The organism is Entomomonas moraniae, from assembly GCF_003991975.1.
GTDB classification, from domain to species: domain Bacteria; phylum Pseudomonadota; class Gammaproteobacteria; order Pseudomonadales; family Pseudomonadaceae; genus Entomomonas; species Entomomonas moraniae.
The window spans coordinates 3,030,857-3,047,056 of the sequence record NZ_CP029822.1 but is presented as its reverse complement, the minus strand read 5'-3'; the positions used below and the strand labels follow the sequence as shown (position 1 = coordinate 3,047,056).

At 35.8% G+C, this 16,200-nt stretch carries 14 protein-coding genes; 6 read left to right on the top strand and 8 right to left on the bottom strand.

All coding sequences use genetic code 11. The features are described 5' to 3' along the window. The first annotated feature begins 275 nt into the window (after positions 1-275). From DM558_RS14280 to DM558_RS14270, 3 genes are read left to right on the top strand one after another with little or no spacing between them, the layout of a single operon-like run. The gene (locus DM558_RS14280; RefSeq protein ID WP_127164560.1) at positions 276-944 is read left to right on the top strand and encodes a paraquat-inducible protein A; all 669 of its coding nucleotides are present in this window, start codon (positions 276-278) and stop codon (positions 942-944) included. Then, entirely contained in the window at positions 919-1,545 is a 627-nt protein-coding gene (locus tag DM558_RS14275) for a paraquat-inducible protein A (protein WP_127164559.1), read from the top strand. Before DM558_RS14280 ends, DM558_RS14275 begins: the two co-directional genes overlap by 26 nt. After that, positions 1,546-3,843, top strand: coding sequence for a PqiB family protein (locus tag DM558_RS14270; protein WP_127164558.1), 2,298 nt, complete (start codon positions 1,546-1,548; stop codon positions 3,841-3,843). It abuts the gene before it with no gap. Here DM558_RS14270 and DM558_RS14265 read toward each other — a convergent pair. Together DM558_RS14265 and waaA are read right to left on the bottom strand one after the other, a co-directional pair. Then, a complete protein-coding gene (locus DM558_RS14265) occupies positions 3,840-4,436 on the bottom strand; it encodes a CHAP domain-containing protein (protein WP_228411767.1) in 597 nt (198 codons plus the stop codon). The two genes, DM558_RS14270 and DM558_RS14265, sit on opposite strands and share 4 nt — an antisense overlap. A gap of 8 nt (positions 4,437-4,444) precedes the next feature. Continuing rightward, complete coding sequence (waaA, locus tag DM558_RS14260) at positions 4,445-5,716, bottom strand: lipid IV(A) 3-deoxy-D-manno-octulosonic acid transferase (RefSeq protein WP_127164557.1); 1,272 nt, start codon at positions 5,714-5,716, stop codon at positions 4,445-4,447. A 195-nt stretch (positions 5,717-5,911) separates the two neighbouring features. Here waaA and speD point away from each other — a divergent pair, with 195 nt between their 5' ends. Further along, positions 5,912-6,718 carry an adenosylmethionine decarboxylase gene (speD, locus tag DM558_RS14255; RefSeq protein ID WP_127164556.1) on the top strand — a complete coding sequence of 269 codons (807 nt, stop codon included), beginning with the start codon at positions 5,912-5,914 and terminating at the stop codon, positions 6,716-6,718. Between the two features lie 102 nt (positions 6,719-6,820). Here speD and DM558_RS14250 read toward each other — a convergent pair whose 3' ends face one another. From DM558_RS14250 to DM558_RS14225, 6 genes are all read right to left on the bottom strand, one after another. Beyond that, positions 6,821-10,423, bottom strand: a complete 3,603-nt coding sequence (locus tag DM558_RS14250; protein ID WP_127164555.1) for a VWA domain-containing protein — start codon at positions 10,421-10,423, stop codon at positions 6,821-6,823. 308 nt (positions 10,424-10,731) lie between these two features. Continuing rightward, entirely contained in the window at positions 10,732-11,379 is a 648-nt protein-coding gene (coq7, locus tag DM558_RS14245) for a 2-polyprenyl-3-methyl-6-methoxy-1,4-benzoquinone monooxygenase (protein ID WP_127164554.1), read from the bottom strand. A gap of 34 nt (positions 11,380-11,413) precedes the next feature. Beyond that, complete coding sequence (locus DM558_RS14240) at positions 11,414-11,755, bottom strand: histidine triad nucleotide-binding protein (RefSeq protein ID WP_127164553.1); 342 nt, start codon at positions 11,753-11,755, stop codon at positions 11,414-11,416. Between the two features lie 24 nt (positions 11,756-11,779). Then, positions 11,780-12,100, bottom strand: a complete 321-nt coding sequence (locus DM558_RS14235; RefSeq protein WP_127164552.1) for a hypothetical protein — start codon at positions 12,098-12,100, stop codon at positions 11,780-11,782. 119 nt (positions 12,101-12,219) lie between these two features. After that, positions 12,220-13,494: a sensor histidine kinase gene (locus DM558_RS14230; protein WP_228411766.1), complete on the bottom strand. Its 1,275-nt coding sequence runs from the start codon at positions 13,492-13,494 to the stop codon at positions 12,220-12,222. Next, positions 13,484-14,167: a response regulator transcription factor gene (locus DM558_RS14225; protein WP_127164550.1), complete on the bottom strand. Its 684-nt coding sequence runs from the start codon at positions 14,165-14,167 to the stop codon at positions 13,484-13,486. The genes DM558_RS14230 and DM558_RS14225 overlap by 11 nt, the downstream gene beginning before the upstream one ends. A 215-nt stretch (positions 14,168-14,382) precedes the next feature. Here DM558_RS14225 and DM558_RS15945 point away from each other — a divergent pair, with 215 nt between their 5' ends. Both DM558_RS15945 and DM558_RS14220 read left to right on the top strand, forming a co-directional pair. Then, positions 14,383-14,508 (top strand): hypothetical protein, encoded by a 126-nt coding sequence (locus DM558_RS15945; RefSeq protein WP_267128183.1) that lies wholly within the window; start codon positions 14,383-14,385, stop codon positions 14,506-14,508. A gap of 209 nt (positions 14,509-14,717) precedes the next feature. Then, a complete protein-coding gene (locus DM558_RS14220; protein WP_228411765.1) occupies positions 14,718-16,142 on the top strand; it encodes a GH39 family glycosyl hydrolase in 1,425 nt (474 codons plus the stop codon). Positions 16,143-16,200 lie beyond the last annotated feature (58 nt).

The following is a 16,200-nucleotide window of genomic DNA, read 5'->3' as shown; positions in this document are numbered from 1 at the left end:
AAGTATCGTCTAGAATTATTATAATCACGGTATAATAATTTATAGAATTACTTATTATATCCCTATATACTTAGTCCGTATTGAAAACTACATAGCTAAAAGACTGGCATATTCAATTATCAGTACATTATTAACCGCTTTAATTAGCTATTATTGGGGAACCTATTTTATGTCGTCTTTGTCATATCGGTAGTCATTATCTGTTTTTTAAGAAAATCCTATAATGGCCTATCAAACCTCTATAAAATGATTGTATCTACGAAGCTATTCTAAATATGCACAGTGATGATAATACACAGCCTAATAAAGTCCCCAAGCAAATAGAAAAACTCATTGCTTGCCCTGAATGTGATCTTTTAATGGTTGCTGATAAATTGAGTCGTAAACAACAGATAAATTGTAAGCGCTGCGGCTCATTACTCAATATTTACCGTAACAACATGGTAACCTATTCGTTATCATTGGTATTGACAGCACTGATTCTATTTATCCCAGCAAGTTTTTTAACCATTTTAAGAATTGATATTTTAGGCCACACTCAAGAAGCTTCTGTTTGGGACAGCGTATTGGGGCTTTATCATTCAGGGATGGCAACAATCTCTGTTCTTGTGTTGATGTGTGGACTTGCCATTCCATTGGTCAAGCTACTCTGTCAACTTTATGTTTTACTGGCTATTTACTTTAATAAAGCGAAACACTCTGCTATTTTTTATTTTAAGATTTATCAAGAACTTAAAGAATGGGGAATGCTAGAAATCTATTTATTAGGCATCTTGGTTTCTATTGTAAAACTACATGGCATGGCTGAGCTTCATATAGGTATGGGATTGGCCTGTTTTATTATGTTACTTTTTGTACAAGTTTGGTTAGAGGTGATCATGAGCCCCCTGCAAACTTGGACATTATTAGGAAAAATCAATGACCACAGTAAGAGCGCTAGATAGAGGCATTATTCTTTGTCATGTTTGCCATTTACAGACTTCAATTCATGATGAAAATACCCCTTGCCCCCGCTGCAAAACTAGATTACATGCACGCAAACCCCAATCTATTACTAAAACTTGGCTACTACTCATCACAGCGGCTATTTTATATATACCTGCTAATCTATTACCTATTATGACTGTTAACTATTTAGGTATGGCGACTCCCTCAACTATTATGGAGGGGGTGATCACATTTATTAATTTAGGTGATTGGTTTGTAGGAGGCGTAGTATTCACGGCCAGTATTTTAGTCCCCTCAATGAAACTCATTGGAATGTTCATATTGCTTATTTATGTACAATATGGGCGTTTGCTACCACCTAAAACCTGTACAATTATGTTTCGTTTAATCGAATGGATTGGTCGTTGGTCAATGCTTGATATTTTCGTTATCGCTATTATGGTTGCTTTGGTTAATTTTGGTAATCTCTCCACCATTGAAGCAGACTGGGGAGCTTTAGCTTTTGGTAGCGTTGTGATTATTACCATGTTTGCCGCTATGTCATTCGACCCCCGTCTTATATGGGATCACATTGAAAGTAATGAAGGAAATAAATAAATGTCAGAATTAGAGAATGTAAAAAAATCAAAAGAAAGTAATTTTTCTATTATCTGGTTGCTACCGATTATTGCTCTGGCTATTACTTTTTGGTTAGGTTTTCAAGCTTATCAAAATAAAGGGACTACTATTACAGTTGAGTTCGATAATGGCAGTGGTATTCAAGCCAATAAAACCAATGTCATGTATAAGGGAATTTCAGTTGGTAAAGTTACAGACTTAACCCTTGATAAAAAAACACGCAACGTCATTGCTATAATAGAAATAGAAAAAGAAGCTGTTCCTTATCTGGGTAAACAGTCAATGTTTTGGTTAGTAAGCCCAAAAGTGTCGTTGGCTGGAGTTACAGGATTAGAAACTATTGTTTCAGGCGTTTATATTTCTGTTGAACCAATCGATGGCCCCACTGGTCGACAATTTACAGCCTTAAAAGAGGCACCTTCTCTACTAGATAATGCACCAGGATTACATCTCACGCTAAAAGCAGACAAGCTAGGATCTCTTGACAAAGGTAGCCCTATTTACTACAAACAACTACAAGTGGGCGAAGTCATTAATTACCAATTAGCCAAAGATAAAAAGACTGTTAATATCAACATCTTGGTTAATAAGCCTTACGAAAACTTAGTCAATAATCATACGCGTTTTTGGAATGCTAGTGGGCTCACCATAACAGGCGGTTTTTCTGGCTTTAAAGTTCATGCCGATTCATTGGTTAGCCTTGTTTCTGGAGGTATTGCATTTGATACACCTGAACACCAAGACTCAGATAAAAATAATACCCTTACTCCCAACAGCCCATTTAAACTCTATAGTGACTACGTAGCTGCACAATCGGGTATAAAAGTAGAGTTAAAACTAACAGAGTTAGCAGGCTTAACAGAGGGTAAAACTCTTGTTATGAATCAAGGTGTACAAGTTGGTATTTTACGTAAAATGAAAATTGATAAAGATTATACAGGCGCTATCGCTGAATTGAGCATGGACCCCCGTACAGAAGACTTACTCACAACAGATACTGAGTTTTGGGTTGTTAAACCTTCTATTTCTTTAACAGGCATTTCTGGCTTAGAAACCCTTCTACGAGGAAATTATATCGAGGTTAGATTCTCCAAAAAAGGAGAACCCTCACGAGACTTTACGATTCGACATAAAGCCCCACCATTGAATATTGATGCACCTGGCTTACACCTTATTTTAAAAACCCAACAGCTCGGCTCATTAGATGTGGGTAGCCCCATACTCTTTAAACAGCTAAAAGTCGGCTCTGTACAAAGTTATCAACTTTCACGCAATAAACAAAAAGTTATTTTAGGAATTCATATCGAACCTGAATATGCCAACCTTGTTAATGAATCGACACGTTTTTGGAATGTAAGTGGTATTACTATTAAAGGTGGTCTCTCAGGAATCGAAGTAAAAAGCGACTCCATTATGACATTACTTGCGGGGGGTATTGCTTTTGATACTCCTGATACCAAAGCAAAAGCTATAGCAGGTGTCAAAGCATTTGTACTTTATCCTAATGAAGACAAAGCTAAAACAGAAGGTGTATCTATTACATTAAAACTAGATAATTCAGACGGAATTACAGAAGGAACATCTATTAATGTGCGAGGATTAGAAATCGGTACCATTGAAGAAGTCTATTTAACCAAAGATCTATCTGGTGTTATTGCTAAAGCCAAAATTACTACAGGTAAAGACATCATACTGCGCAATAATAGTATATTCTGGGTCGTTAAGCCTGAGCTTGGTTTATTAAAAACAGCTAATCTTGGAACATTAATTACCGGAACTTATCTTGAAGTTCTTCCAGGTACAACCAATGCGCCTAAACAATCAACCTTTAATGTACGCCAGTCTCCTCCTGTTGCGGCTGAACAAAAGGGCGAAGCAGGATTACATATTGTTCTAACAGCCCCCCGAAAAGGTTCACTAAACATTGGTGTCCCTGTCACTTATAGAGAAATTACTGTAGGAAAAGTGACTAATTTTAAACTATCTCCTCAAGCAGATATGGTTTTCATCGATCTTCTGATTGAACCTAAATATGCCCCACTGGTAAGAGATAACTCTCAATTTTGGTTAAGCAGTGGCATCGGCATCGAGGCAGGTATTTTTAAAGGTGTAAAAGTAAGGGCAGAGTCACTTGAAACTATTATGGCGGGTGGAATTTCCTTTGCGACCCCTGAAAACATAGGAAGGCAAGCAACAAAAGGTAAGTTCTTTATCCTTCATAGTGAGGCAAAAGAATATTGGTTAAAATGGTCACCTAGAATACCATTAAAAAATTAAGGTAACCGCAATAAGCCCAAAACATTGGGCTTATCAATAAACCATCCTTGATCCACCTTTTTCAAGTCAATTACCTCTCGACTCTTGCCAAAAGGTCCTGGATTTTGTTGGATAATTTCAAATTGATCTTCATTGACTTGAGAGACAATAGCCACATGTCCATAAGGATTTAACAAACTTCGGTTAATTACCAAAATATCATTTACTACAGGCTTCACAGTACCATTACTAAACTGTAATAAATCTCTTTGTAGGTTCAATGCTCCTGAGGGAACTGTTACATCAAAAAAGTCTTTCGCATGTCCATAAGTATTAGGCATTTTATGTTGAAGATGCTCATAGTAATAACGCTTAACAAACTCTACACATTGATGCTTTAAACCTAAATTATAGCTATCTTTTGCCAAGTTACGCCCAGAAACATGCCCTATTGCGCCATTAAAATAAACATTAACACCGTTAAAGCTATCAACTACCTGCCCTATTTCTTTAGTATAGTTTATATTAACTTTAAAACTTACTAGAAAAATAATGACAACAGCGAATATCAAACTACTAATAATCCAAGCAAGCATTCCTTTCTTGATGCTCATGTTCTTATTTATTCCTCATTTAACAAATTATCAGCACCTTGAAGAAGTCTGTCTAAGGCTCCTTGGTTATGCTGCATAATTTGGTGACCTCCTTGGATCATTTTTTCTACCAAATTGGGATTATCAAATAATCTATTCAGCTGTAAAAATAATTCTTGAGAATTATGAATAATAGCAATTGCTTGCTTATCCTGTAACTGGTCGGTAATTTCTTGAAAATTATAGAGAGATGGACCACAGATAACAGGTTTATTTAATGCCACAGGCTCTAATACATTATGCCCGCCCTTATCAACTAAACTTCCACCAACAAAAGCGATATCAGCCAGCGCATATAAAAATAATAGCTCCCCCATTGTATCACCCACTAACACTTGAGTATGGTGATTAACCAACTCATGGGATGAGCGAGTAATCGTAGGGAAATATTTTGAAGCTAGCCCGGAAACCTCATCGAAACGTTCAGGGTGACGAGGAACCAAGATAAGTAAGGCATCGGGATATTGTGCTAATAATTGTCGATGTACTTCTAACACAATCTCATCTTCACCAGCATGAGTACTCGCAGCGATCCACGTTGGTCTTTTATCACTCTGCCATTTTTTTCTTAACTCCATCGCCTTTCTAATTAAATCCGAATCAATATTAATATCAAACTTAATAGAACCAATGACAGAAATATTCTCTGGGTTAGCCCCCAATGCGACAAACCGATCAGCCTCTGCTTTTGACTGCACAGCAATCCAACTTATCGCTTGAAACATAGGTCTTGTAACTTTAGGGAATTTAGCATATCCCTTTGCTGAACGCTCTGACAACCTTGCATTGGCTAAAACAACAGGAATCCCCAATTTTTGGCAATAATAGATATGATTTGGCCAAAGTTCCGTCTCCATAATAATCGCTAATTGTGGCTGTAGTTTGCGTAAAAAGCGCTTAGCAATAGTAGGGGTATCATAAGGCATATAGCAATGCTGTACGCGCTCACCAAATAACGATTTAATTCGCTCTGACCCCGTCGGAGTCATACACGTAATGGTAATTGGAAGGTGTGCATGTCTTTTTAGTAACTCATTAATCATAGGGGCTGCTGCAATACTCTCACCCACAGAAACAGCGTGAATCCAAATCCCATTGGGTTTGATATTTGACAATCCTAATGCAAAACGCTCTTTTATACGTTGCTTATAAGCGGGGGCTTTACGTGAACGCCAAAGTAATCTACTCACAATCAAAGGTAGAGCGATATAAAATAATACACTGTAAATAAAACGATTCATGAAATTATCTGCAAACTAACCCACGGTTAATAAATTAATCTAAAAAACAACTTGCAATATTGAATTAGGGTTGCATAATGCACGCTTTAAAAAATATTATCCAATAATTTTTTTAGTCTATTAAACAAATACACTATAATCGGCTTTGCTAGAAACGCGCCTAACCTTAATAATACAGAGGAGCCTAATTAATAAGTGAATAACAAACTCAAGCTATATGGATTTAATAATCTAACCAAAACCTTAAGTTTCAATATCTATGATATTAGCTATGCCAAAACGCTTGAAGACCAACAAGCTTATATTCGCTACATTGATGAAGTTTATGATGCTGAACGGCTTACTCAAATCCTAACAGAGGTTGTTGATATCATTGGTGCTAATATACTTAACATTGCTCGGCAAGATTATGATCCACAAGGTGCTAGCGTCACTATTTTAATATCAGAACAACCTATTACCCACACCGATATTGACTATGACACAGAATCCCCAGGCCCTTTACGTGATACGATTCTAGCACATTTAGATAAAAGTCATATAACAGTTCACACATACCCAGAGATGCACCCTGATAATGGCATTGCAACATTTCGTGTAGATATAGATGTATCAACTTGCGGTGTTATCTCACCATTAAAAGCACTTAATTATCTAATACACCAATTCGACTCTGATATCGTGACCGTAGATTACCGTGTACGTGGTTTTACTCGTGACATTGAAGGGAAAAAACTATTTATTGATCACGAAATTAACTCCATACAAAACTTCTTATCTGAGGATACAAAACAAGATTATCAGATGATGGATGTTAATGTGTATCAAGAAAACTTGTTTCATACAAAAATGCTATTAAAAGATTTTGTGCTTGATAACTATTTATTTGGTCATGCAACCAATAACTTATCAATAGAACAACGCGAAGAAGTTAGCACCAATCTACATCAAGAAATGTTAGAAATTTTTTATGGTAGAAATATTCCCAAACCAGCCAAATAGCAAAACGCTTACTTATATCATTTAGAAAAATCATTCAAATTAAAAAGCTTATACCTTTAATCAAGGTATAAGCTTAATAAACAACATCTCTCTAAGTATCTGCTAATTAGGCGAAATATCAAATAAATCGGTTGAACCTGTTTTTACATACTTGCTAGGATCAGCTTTACCCGAAACATTGGTCAATAATGGTGAATCACCGCCATCTTTTCCGGCGGGTAGTTTTTTCTCAGAAAGAATATCTGTCGAAGGTACAATCGTGCAATAATCGCCTTTGCAATAATAAGTAACATCAGCAGGTAATGCAGAAACATTCGACTCCAAATAAGCAGATTGCAATAATGACTCGCCTGTGATTAAGTCATACACATAGGTACGTTGTAAACCAACACGAGGCTTGCACGTTACTTTATCAGTAGGAACTGGAACATACGTATTAAAAACTAATCGGCCAAACTCAGCTAACCCATCAGTAATAACTTTTTCCCCGCCTTGTTGAAGACTAATCATAAAGCCATGCTCTAAAGATCCCGTTAAAGTATTATTTACACTTAGGTTACTATTATAGTCGACTGTAGCCACAGCAAGGTCAGCTTCTGTCAAAACTCCTTTTGTTCCATTGCTTGATTTTGGAAAGCGCAAAGAGTAAATTTTATCATTAATATCCGTTGATAATGGGTGATTTCTAAATCCAGATCCAATATTAATAGATATCATTTCTTGAGTACCATCTTTATATTGATAAATAGATGGCGTTTGAAAGAACTTACGTGAATCGCTTCCATCAGAACCTAAAGTAGCAACCATCCCACCAGAATAAGTACTAGATTGAGCAGTATTATTAACGATAAATCGCCATACTTGTCCCCCTGTGTCACCAAAAACAATATCTGTGATTAGGTGGTCTGATGAGTCATCAGTTACTAACGCGACAGAGCTTGGAACACTGTAATTCATATTATTTGTGAACGATTGAATCAACTCACCGTTTATCGCGTTAACAATATATACTGCATTTCCTTTCGTTGCAGTTCTTGTAGAATAAGGATCATCCTCATTTGGTTTCTTATCATAACCACCACCAAATACTAAAACGGGTGTAACACTCCCATTGATTTTGATATTACCCAAAACAGGCACTGACCATGTATATCCTAAACGAGAGAAGTTACCCTCTCCACCCTTAATTTTCCACACATTCTTGATTGAATCTTTTGAAGAAATGTCGAATGCATAGATATAAGGTCCACCCCGCCCGGAGACAACATAAGCATAGGCCTTTTCTTGATTATCGATATAATCATTCTGATTAATATCATTGTGGTATATAACCACATTACCGTCTAACCCATAAAAACGAGGTTTATCATAGTTAACAATTGAAGCTGCTTCCAATTTATTAATTAAAGGTAACATTTCTTGAGGCATATACTCATACAGTACCTCTCCTGTTGCGGTATCATAACCACGGAAAAAACCATCATTACTGGCAAGCAATGCTGTCTGACTTAAAGTTCCACAGTCGACAAGCTTCACAGAATTGCCTTGAGCACAACCATAGGTCGCTAATGTAACACCACTACGTGCTGAATCACCAATTTTAGGAGGTGTTGCTGTAGGGGCAGCACCGCCGCCGCCTTCTTTATATGTGTTACCTTTTATAAACTCTAATAATCCTAGCTTTCTTGCTTCGGCATTACTACCAGTCAAATCCAAATCCGTGGCTGTCACATTATCAGCATTCAATGGAATTAGTGGCCCGGACTTTGAAGTAAACTGAGGGCGCTTTGTATAGTCTCTATTAAGCATACCCCTCACCCCACCTTTATCAACAGTACCACCGTCAGAAGTTGAGTTTGCCCAAAAACTGGAAACAGTATTAATAATAGCACCGTCTGTTCCCATCGCAGGCGTTGTCCCATCTTTACCTACAAGAATTGGACGTTGTGCTTTTGTATTGTCTGACAATGTTACGTCAATATACTTCAACAAGAAGCCCTTCATATTACCTGGCCAATAATTATAAGCATTTGATGCGTATAATGCATAAAAAACTTCATTACGTTGTTTATAACGACTCTGAGCACTCAATGTAACACGACCGCTAGCTGATGGACTATCTGTTGCCCTTACATCAGTAATAATATCTTTAAAAGCCTGTACTAACTCATTTGTATTAGTCGCCGCTTTACTTGTCCCTTGCCCATAATCTGCAACCTCTTTCAAAAAGTTGGTTGCTTTAGCATTGTTAGAGAGCGCAAAACCAATGGTATGAGTTCGAATATAGTTAGCACCATTAGTATTCTTAGTCTGATCTATATTGGCCATCCATGATGCGATTGCACGTCCACAAGCTTCACTATTAGGAGCACCTGTACTTGACGGTAATGTATTGTATGTCTCTTTAATAGTTTGTGGATTGTTATCTTTATCAAGCCCTGTAATAATTCTACAATTATTATAATTGCTATATCCCATATACTTAGCAGCTTCAGAGTTCCAATAATAACTGGAGTCTACGTAGCCATTTCTATTTGCCTGTGGCGCACCATCTGACATTAAAATAACATGAGTTAATTGACAGCCCTCCTCAATGGGGCTAGGTATTTCTTTACCAAACTGAGTTTGTGTATTGTGATAGGGACCTTGGGTCTGAGAACCCTTCTTAGCAATGCCACTGATATAGTTAGACATTGTTTGCAAAGCAAGAACGGTATTAGTTCCGCCGACCTCTTTTAGCGTTAATGCTTTTTCCAATATTTGATCACGGTAAGTTCTTTTATTCTCAGCGATCAAGCTATTATCAACTTCAATGACTAATTCTGGAGAATATTGTGAACTTGTATCAGTACTTATATACAAGCTATCTGTGCTTGCTGTTGTTTTTACATAAAAATTAATCGCCGCTCCATCTGTCCAAGAAGAATTTTTTATCTTGTCTTTAATAATATCAGTTACAGGGCACTCGTAGTAACTATTTGTTTTAGAACATGAGATACCACTTAACCCTCTAATCTTATTGTATAAAAATCCTGGAGTAGTTGTTAAAAAATCAGGTGAAATACTAGGATCAACATATAAATTAATAGAAGTTCTTCCATTATATCTAGTAAAAATACGTAATTTAGCACTTTTAACAAGAGTATCTGCATTACTTGATTGGTTTAAAAGAATATTATCAAACCGATAAGCCAAATAACCTGCCCCAGACGGATAAATAGAACTAACTGTTTTCCCCACATTTGCCGGAGGTAAAGTCAAACGACTATTTGAAGCTGTAGAAGCATAACCATTAGCATTATCAATAATTTTTTGACTAAGTGTTGTGGTTGAACCATTCTTAGTTATTGTTATTTTATCATTACTCTCATTAGTTACTTTGTCTATCTCTTCAATATCTTGAATAAAACTCAAATAAGACGAGAAAGAAATAACACCTACTCGAATATCCGTAATGGATTTATCCGTTAAGATTGCAGTTAATGCATCTTTCAAAGAGTCCATTCGATTAGGATTATTTAACGCACTGTTATCATTGTTAAGATTAAACGCCATTGACCCCGATGTATCTAACAAGAAAATTACATTAGGATTTACATGCTGCAATTCTTTATTAAAAAATATTTCAGCATCATCCGCCTGTACAACAGTTGCACAAGTAAGTAGCATACACATAGCTGCTAATTTATTGTAAACTCTACCCATTTTATACTCCCTATAGACATAGGCTTTATTTAAATAGCTTTTTCGAAGCTATCTGATTATTTTATGCATAAACTATATTTATTAGCTTATCATAATAGCTAAAAAAACAGCACTAACAGTTCACCCGAATACAGATATCATAGCTTGTATTGTGATTAACTTAACAATTAGATAAAGCCCTCGTATCCTTTTTTTAAGAGAGCATGAATACATGAAGAAATAGTGAACTCCCTACTCATATATTTCTCATTTTAAAATAATAAGAGAATATTCTTAATAAAATACTCCCTCATCGTCAATAAACCCATCTAAATATGGTACGTTGTCTTCGTCATTACCTTAGAGAGAAGAGTCATCCCAACTTTGATCGGCTTAGGGAATTTTAAACCACCCGCTGAAGTAGCCGTTGTTGAATGTTTTTCTTCATCAATACGCATTTGCTCTAGAATAACTCGAGACTTTTCATCGGCAATGGGAAGCTGTTTTAAGTGTTCATCTAGGTGTTTACATACTTGATCTTCAACAGCAGCAACAAATCCTAAACTTAGCCGATCACTGATTAAACCTGCTACTGCACCCATTCCAAAAGATAATCCATAAAAGAGTGGGTTTAACACACTGGGGCGTTGGCCTAACTCCCGTACTCTTTCTTCACACCATGCTAGATGATCTATTTCTTCTTGAGCTGCTTTTTCCATTGCATCTCTAACTTCAGGAAGCTTAGCCGTTAGTGCCTGACCTTGGTACAGCGCTTGTGCGCAGACTTCGCCTGTATGATTAATACGCATAAGCCCCGCAACGTGCCTTTCTTCTTGCTCACTCATTTCACCCTCAAAATAAGTTTTAGCAGGTGATGCACGATAAGGTGAACCAGAAAAGGGTAATAATGTGCGTAAGGCAGAATTAACCTGCATTAATAGTTTGTCTGCTGGGGTATAATGACGCTGGTTTGGCATAAAAACCTCATTATTAACATAGTTGAATAAATTATTAACCGGGTGGCCAATCTAATTGTCTTTGGCCAAGCACATGCATATGGATATGATAGACCGTTTGTCCGCCCATGTCATTGCAATTCATTACAACTCTAAAGCCCTGCTCACAACCTAACGAGTTAGCAATGCGTTGTGCTGTAAACAACATATGACCAGTTAATGCCTCATCACTTTCTGCTAAATCATTCAATGTTGCAATATGCTTTTTAGGAATAACTAAGAAGTGTACAGGTGCTTTAGGGTCAATATCATAAAACGCGTAAACTCTATCATCCTCATAGATGCGTTTAGAGGGAATGTCTCCTCTTATTATTTTACAAAATAAGCAATCATCCATTATATTATTCTCTCTATTTAGTGACTAAGAGTTTGAATTATCAAGCTTAGCCTGCTCTTGATTCATTCTTCGTGAACGTAATTTAAACAACATTACAACACAAATAAAAAATAATACAGGTAAGACATATATTAAGCTCATATAAACACGAAATACCTGTTGTTTTGTTGCTAATGGCAACTCCATAGTGGGTGTACAAACTCCCCGCTTATAGCTAATTTCTTGCTTGGTTTCATAAGCAATTGTTTGATTATAACAAGAAGATCGTATCAAATAGAGTGCGAAACACTGTACAGAAAAACCAACAACTAAAATGACCCATAATGCAATTGTTAAACGTTTCATTGATTACTTTAAACCCTGAATAAAATGCAGCTACTGATAAGAATTATTTAGTATAATCCTAGCATACAATAGTGAATAGTAAACTCTTATTTATTGTTTGTACTTACTAGTGCTACTTTCTAATTTAAATAGACATAAAATACACTTCCGCTCTCATCGGTTGAGTCGACACTCACCTGCCAGCTCTCGTGTGTACATATTCTTTTTACTAATGAAAGCCCTAAACCTAAACCTTCCCCTCGATTAGAGCCTCGAACAAATGCCTGAAAGATCGCTTGTTGCTTATCTGCTGGAACACCAACACCCGTATCTTCTACCCAAAACATATCACCATCGACAATTAACCGAACCATACCCTCTTCTGTATAATGCCAAGCATTACGTAATAAGTTAGACATTACTGTTTTTAACAATATCTTATTATAGGTTCTCATATTGGTCGATTTAATGTCTAAAGAAAAATTTATGTTTTTTTCTTGAAACTTTGGTAACCATATATCTCTTTGATCTTCTGCTAATGTTATTAAAGTAACTTGATCGCCCACAATCTGACTATTTTCTTTACGTGCTAGCATTAAAAACGTTTGAACAAGTTCTTGCATGTCTTGATTAGCAGTATTTATTCTTTGTATCTGTTGATACTGCTTACTAGATAACTTATCTCTGTCTAACAAAAGTAACTCACAGCCTGTTGTAATAACCATTAATGAGGTTCTTAACTCATGACTTACATCGCTTGTAAATAACCGCTCCCTTTCTAGAGCTTGATGAAGATCAGCAAATGCACGAGCAAATGTAGTGGCTAACTGGCCTATTTCATCATCCGCATATTGTTTATCAAAATTAATTATTTGTTGCTTATTTTGAGATAAGCTAATTTGACTGACTTGCTTTGCTAACTTAATAACGGGAGCAAGAATACGATTTGCTAATAACTTACCCAAAACATAGGCAAAGACCAATGAGACAATAAACCATAAAAAAACAACCAATAGTAATATTTGCTCTCGTTTTTCAAATTCTGTTTGATTCTTTACAATTAAATAATCTTGATGTCCAATTGATCTTTTATAAATATAATAAGCATTGCCATTTCTTAGTAAAATTTCTGAGAATCCTGGTTTAACTTCTTTGAACTGTTCAGGAATAGGATAGTGTACCTGCGCATTTGTTGTATAAAAATCAGTGTCTTGATTAAGTCGCATTATTCTTTCACGAGACATTTGGTTATTTATAATCTCTTGTAAATTATCGCTTAATCCTTGTGAAACAAAATGCTCTTCTAATTCATGTACAATAAAAAAAATACCAATCGATGATACACCAGCAACCACCAACGTCATCAAAAAGAAAGCAATAACAATGCGTTTTTTTAGTGGTTGCCTATGATGCATCAAGAAAGTCTGCTAATTTATAACCTAATTTAGGTACAGTATGAAGTAAAGGCTTATCAAACGGTTTATCTATGATTTGCCTAAGTTGGTGGATATGGCTTCGTAAAATATCAGTATCAGGAATCTCATCTCCCCATACTTGTTGTTCTAAAACTTCTCGAGGAACTACATTAGGACTTCTTTTCATCAAAATCTCAAGTAGCTTCAGCGATAGAGGAGTTAACTTTAGAGTAATCTCTCCACGCTGAACAACATAAGTATCCATGTTATACACTAAATCGCTCACTTGTAATAAATTACTGCCATGACCTTGGCTACGCCTGATAACTGCCTCAATTCTTGCCACTAACTCTACTAAAGCAAAAGGCTTTATTAAATAATCATCAGCGCCTGCTTTAAAACCTGTAATACGGTCATCTATCGAATCTCTAGCGGTTAACATAATAATGGGGATATTTTTTCGAGCTTCTTGACGTAGCATATTACAAACCTCTAACCCGTCCATTCCCGGCAGCATAATATCCAGTACAATCAGGTCATAGGTATTTTGGGTAGCTAGATTAAATCCTGCAACACCATTTTGAGCACAATCAACATCATACCCTTTGATAGAAAGGTAATCTACAATGTTAATTAAAATATCTTTATTATCTTCAATAACCAGTATTTTCATAATAGTTCCATTATAGAATAAAGTGCTACCACTATTTTTTTTTCAACATTTTTTTTACATTTTCATAACCAGCCTGTTGCTCATACCTTTTGCTTCAGTCTGAAGATTCACTTATAACAATTAACTTATTATTGTCATCATAAATAATAATTCTTTAAAGAAAGAATTATTTATAAAAAATAAAATAATACTAAACAATAAAAAGGAGATTTATTATGTCTTTGGGCATATCTATTTATAAAAATCGTAGGGATACTACCGCAGGTAATAAAGGTATATTAAAAGAGATCAATGGTGTCAATGGTGTTCCTATTTCAATAGCCCCTGTTTTCCTAGCTTAGAAGATCAATTTAATCAAATGGGTATTACTCATATTCGATTACATGATACCTTCGGTATTGGTGATATTGACAATTATTTTCAACCGTCTAGATATTTTAACCAAGACCAGCTAATTCCTAATATCCTTAGTAACCTGTAGCAAAAAGGAAAACAACTAATTGCTGATATTGCCAATAAAAGAACTATTTTTCCTTACGCTGCCGAAGGGATGAAGGCTCATGATTTTAACACAGCACTTAAAAATACAAATTATCAGATGACAGATAAATATTTAATCAGAATATTAAATAATAAACCTGAATTAAATCCTGGTAATATTGAGCGGCAAATAATGTTCCGTGTTGGGAGAACACTTGATGGTGGTTATGAGCTTCCACAAGACTTTGATATCTACGCAGCACTTGTTGGCAAACTTGCCGATCATTACTCCTTAAACTATAAAAAAACAGGCTTACCTAGAAAAATCAAATACTGGGAAATATGGAATGAACCTGATTTAACTTTCTTTTGGAATAACAATAACCCCGAAAAATATTATGAATTTTACTCAAAAGTTGCAAAGGCTATTAAAGCTGTTGACCCAAGCGCAAAAGCAGGTGGTGCAGGCGCTGCCAACGGACTTAATCCTAGAGGTGCTTATTTAGATGGTCTACTAGCTTATTGTCAAAAAAACAATACTCCAATAAATTTCCTCTCTTGGCATTATTATGGACATTTAACGTGTGATCCCCAAAATATTATTGATCTTGGTAATTCTATTCAAAAGACATTAGACCAATATGGCTACAGCAACATAGAAAGTATTTGTACTGAATGGAACTCTACTCCTTTTGGTTCAGTAAATGTATTCACCAAAGTACAATCGGCACAAAATGCTGCTTATATTGCATCCTCCTTAATTTGCATGCAGCACTGTAAAGTTGACAAAGCTTATTACTACCGTGGGGATGCGTCATCTTTTGGATTATTCAACGATAGTGATAACCCGAAAGCTCCCCAATTTAAAAACTTTTGTACTCATGCAGCACAAAGCTTTAATCTTTTTGCTCGAATGTTTGAAACTCCTTTTATCATTTCACATGACGATACATTGAGCACAGGTATTTCTATTTTGGCTGGTGAAAATGCCAAAGGGAATAAATTAAATATCTTAGCAAGCAACTATAAAATAGATAAGGATTTCTCAACAACAAACCCACCTAAAGGAATCGCTCTTTATAGGCAACACTACCTTGATACGAGCCGTACAATTAATCAATTAACAGACCAATGGGGTATGGATGAATGGTTTGGTGGGCTGAATCCTACAAAGATTACAACTAATAATGCTGTAACTCAAAATACTAATATTGCATCTCAATTACCTGTTAACGATAAAGATCTAAAAGCACGTGCAAGAAATTATACACTCAGTGATACGGGACTTATTTTATCAATTAAAGATATCCCTAGCGACTTTAAAGGCTATAAACTCATCGCCTATAGAATTAAAGAGGGAGGGCCCTTAGATAAAATGCTTCCAGAAGATGTGACTGCTTCAGTATCAGCAAATTTAGCAAATAATGTACTAACCATTAAGGATGTAGGTTTAATACCTTCGACTGTTGCTTTATACACTATTGAGTTTTTATAATATAAATAAATTCGAATAATCAAAGGCTTCTACGCTAATGCGTAGGAGACTTTACTAT

Bases quoted from the DNA above. Each gene is read 5' to 3' on its own strand.
- DM558_RS14250 (WP_127164555.1), bottom strand. From the start codon at position 10,423: ATGGGTAGAGTTTACAATAAATTAGCAGCTATGTGTATGCTACTTACT.
- DM558_RS14220 (WP_228411765.1), top strand. From the start codon at position 14,718: ATGAAGGCTCATGATTTTAACACAGCACTTAAAAATACAAATTATCAG.
- DM558_RS15945 (WP_267128183.1), top strand. From the start codon at position 14,383: ATGTCTTTGGGCATATCTATTTATAAAAATCGTAGGGATACTACCGCA.
- DM558_RS14230 (WP_228411766.1), bottom strand. From the start codon at position 13,494: ATGCATCATAGGCAACCACTAAAAAAACGCATTGTTATTGCTTTCTTT.
- DM558_RS14270 (WP_127164558.1), top strand. From the start codon at position 1,546: ATGTCAGAATTAGAGAATGTAAAAAAATCAAAAGAAAGTAATTTTTCT.
- DM558_RS14275 (WP_127164559.1), top strand. From the start codon at position 919: ATGACCACAGTAAGAGCGCTAGATAGAGGCATTATTCTTTGTCATGTT.
- DM558_RS14265 (WP_228411767.1), bottom strand. From the start codon at position 4,436: ATGAGCATCAAGAAAGGAATGCTTGCTTGGATTATTAGTAGTTTGATA.
- DM558_RS14280 (WP_127164560.1), top strand. From the start codon at position 276: ATGCACAGTGATGATAATACACAGCCTAATAAAGTCCCCAAGCAAATA.
- waaA (WP_127164557.1), bottom strand. From the start codon at position 5,716: ATGAATCGTTTTATTTACAGTGTATTATTTTATATCGCTCTACCTTTG.
- coq7 (WP_127164554.1), bottom strand. From the start codon at position 11,379: ATGCCAAACCAGCGTCATTATACCCCAGCAGACAAACTATTAATGCAG.
- DM558_RS14240 (WP_127164553.1), bottom strand. From the start codon at position 11,755: ATGGATGATTGCTTATTTTGTAAAATAATAAGAGGAGACATTCCCTCT.
- DM558_RS14235 (WP_127164552.1), bottom strand. From the start codon at position 12,100: ATGAAACGTTTAACAATTGCATTATGGGTCATTTTAGTTGTTGGTTTT.
- DM558_RS14225 (WP_127164550.1), bottom strand. From the start codon at position 14,167: ATGAAAATACTGGTTATTGAAGATAATAAAGATATTTTAATTAACATT.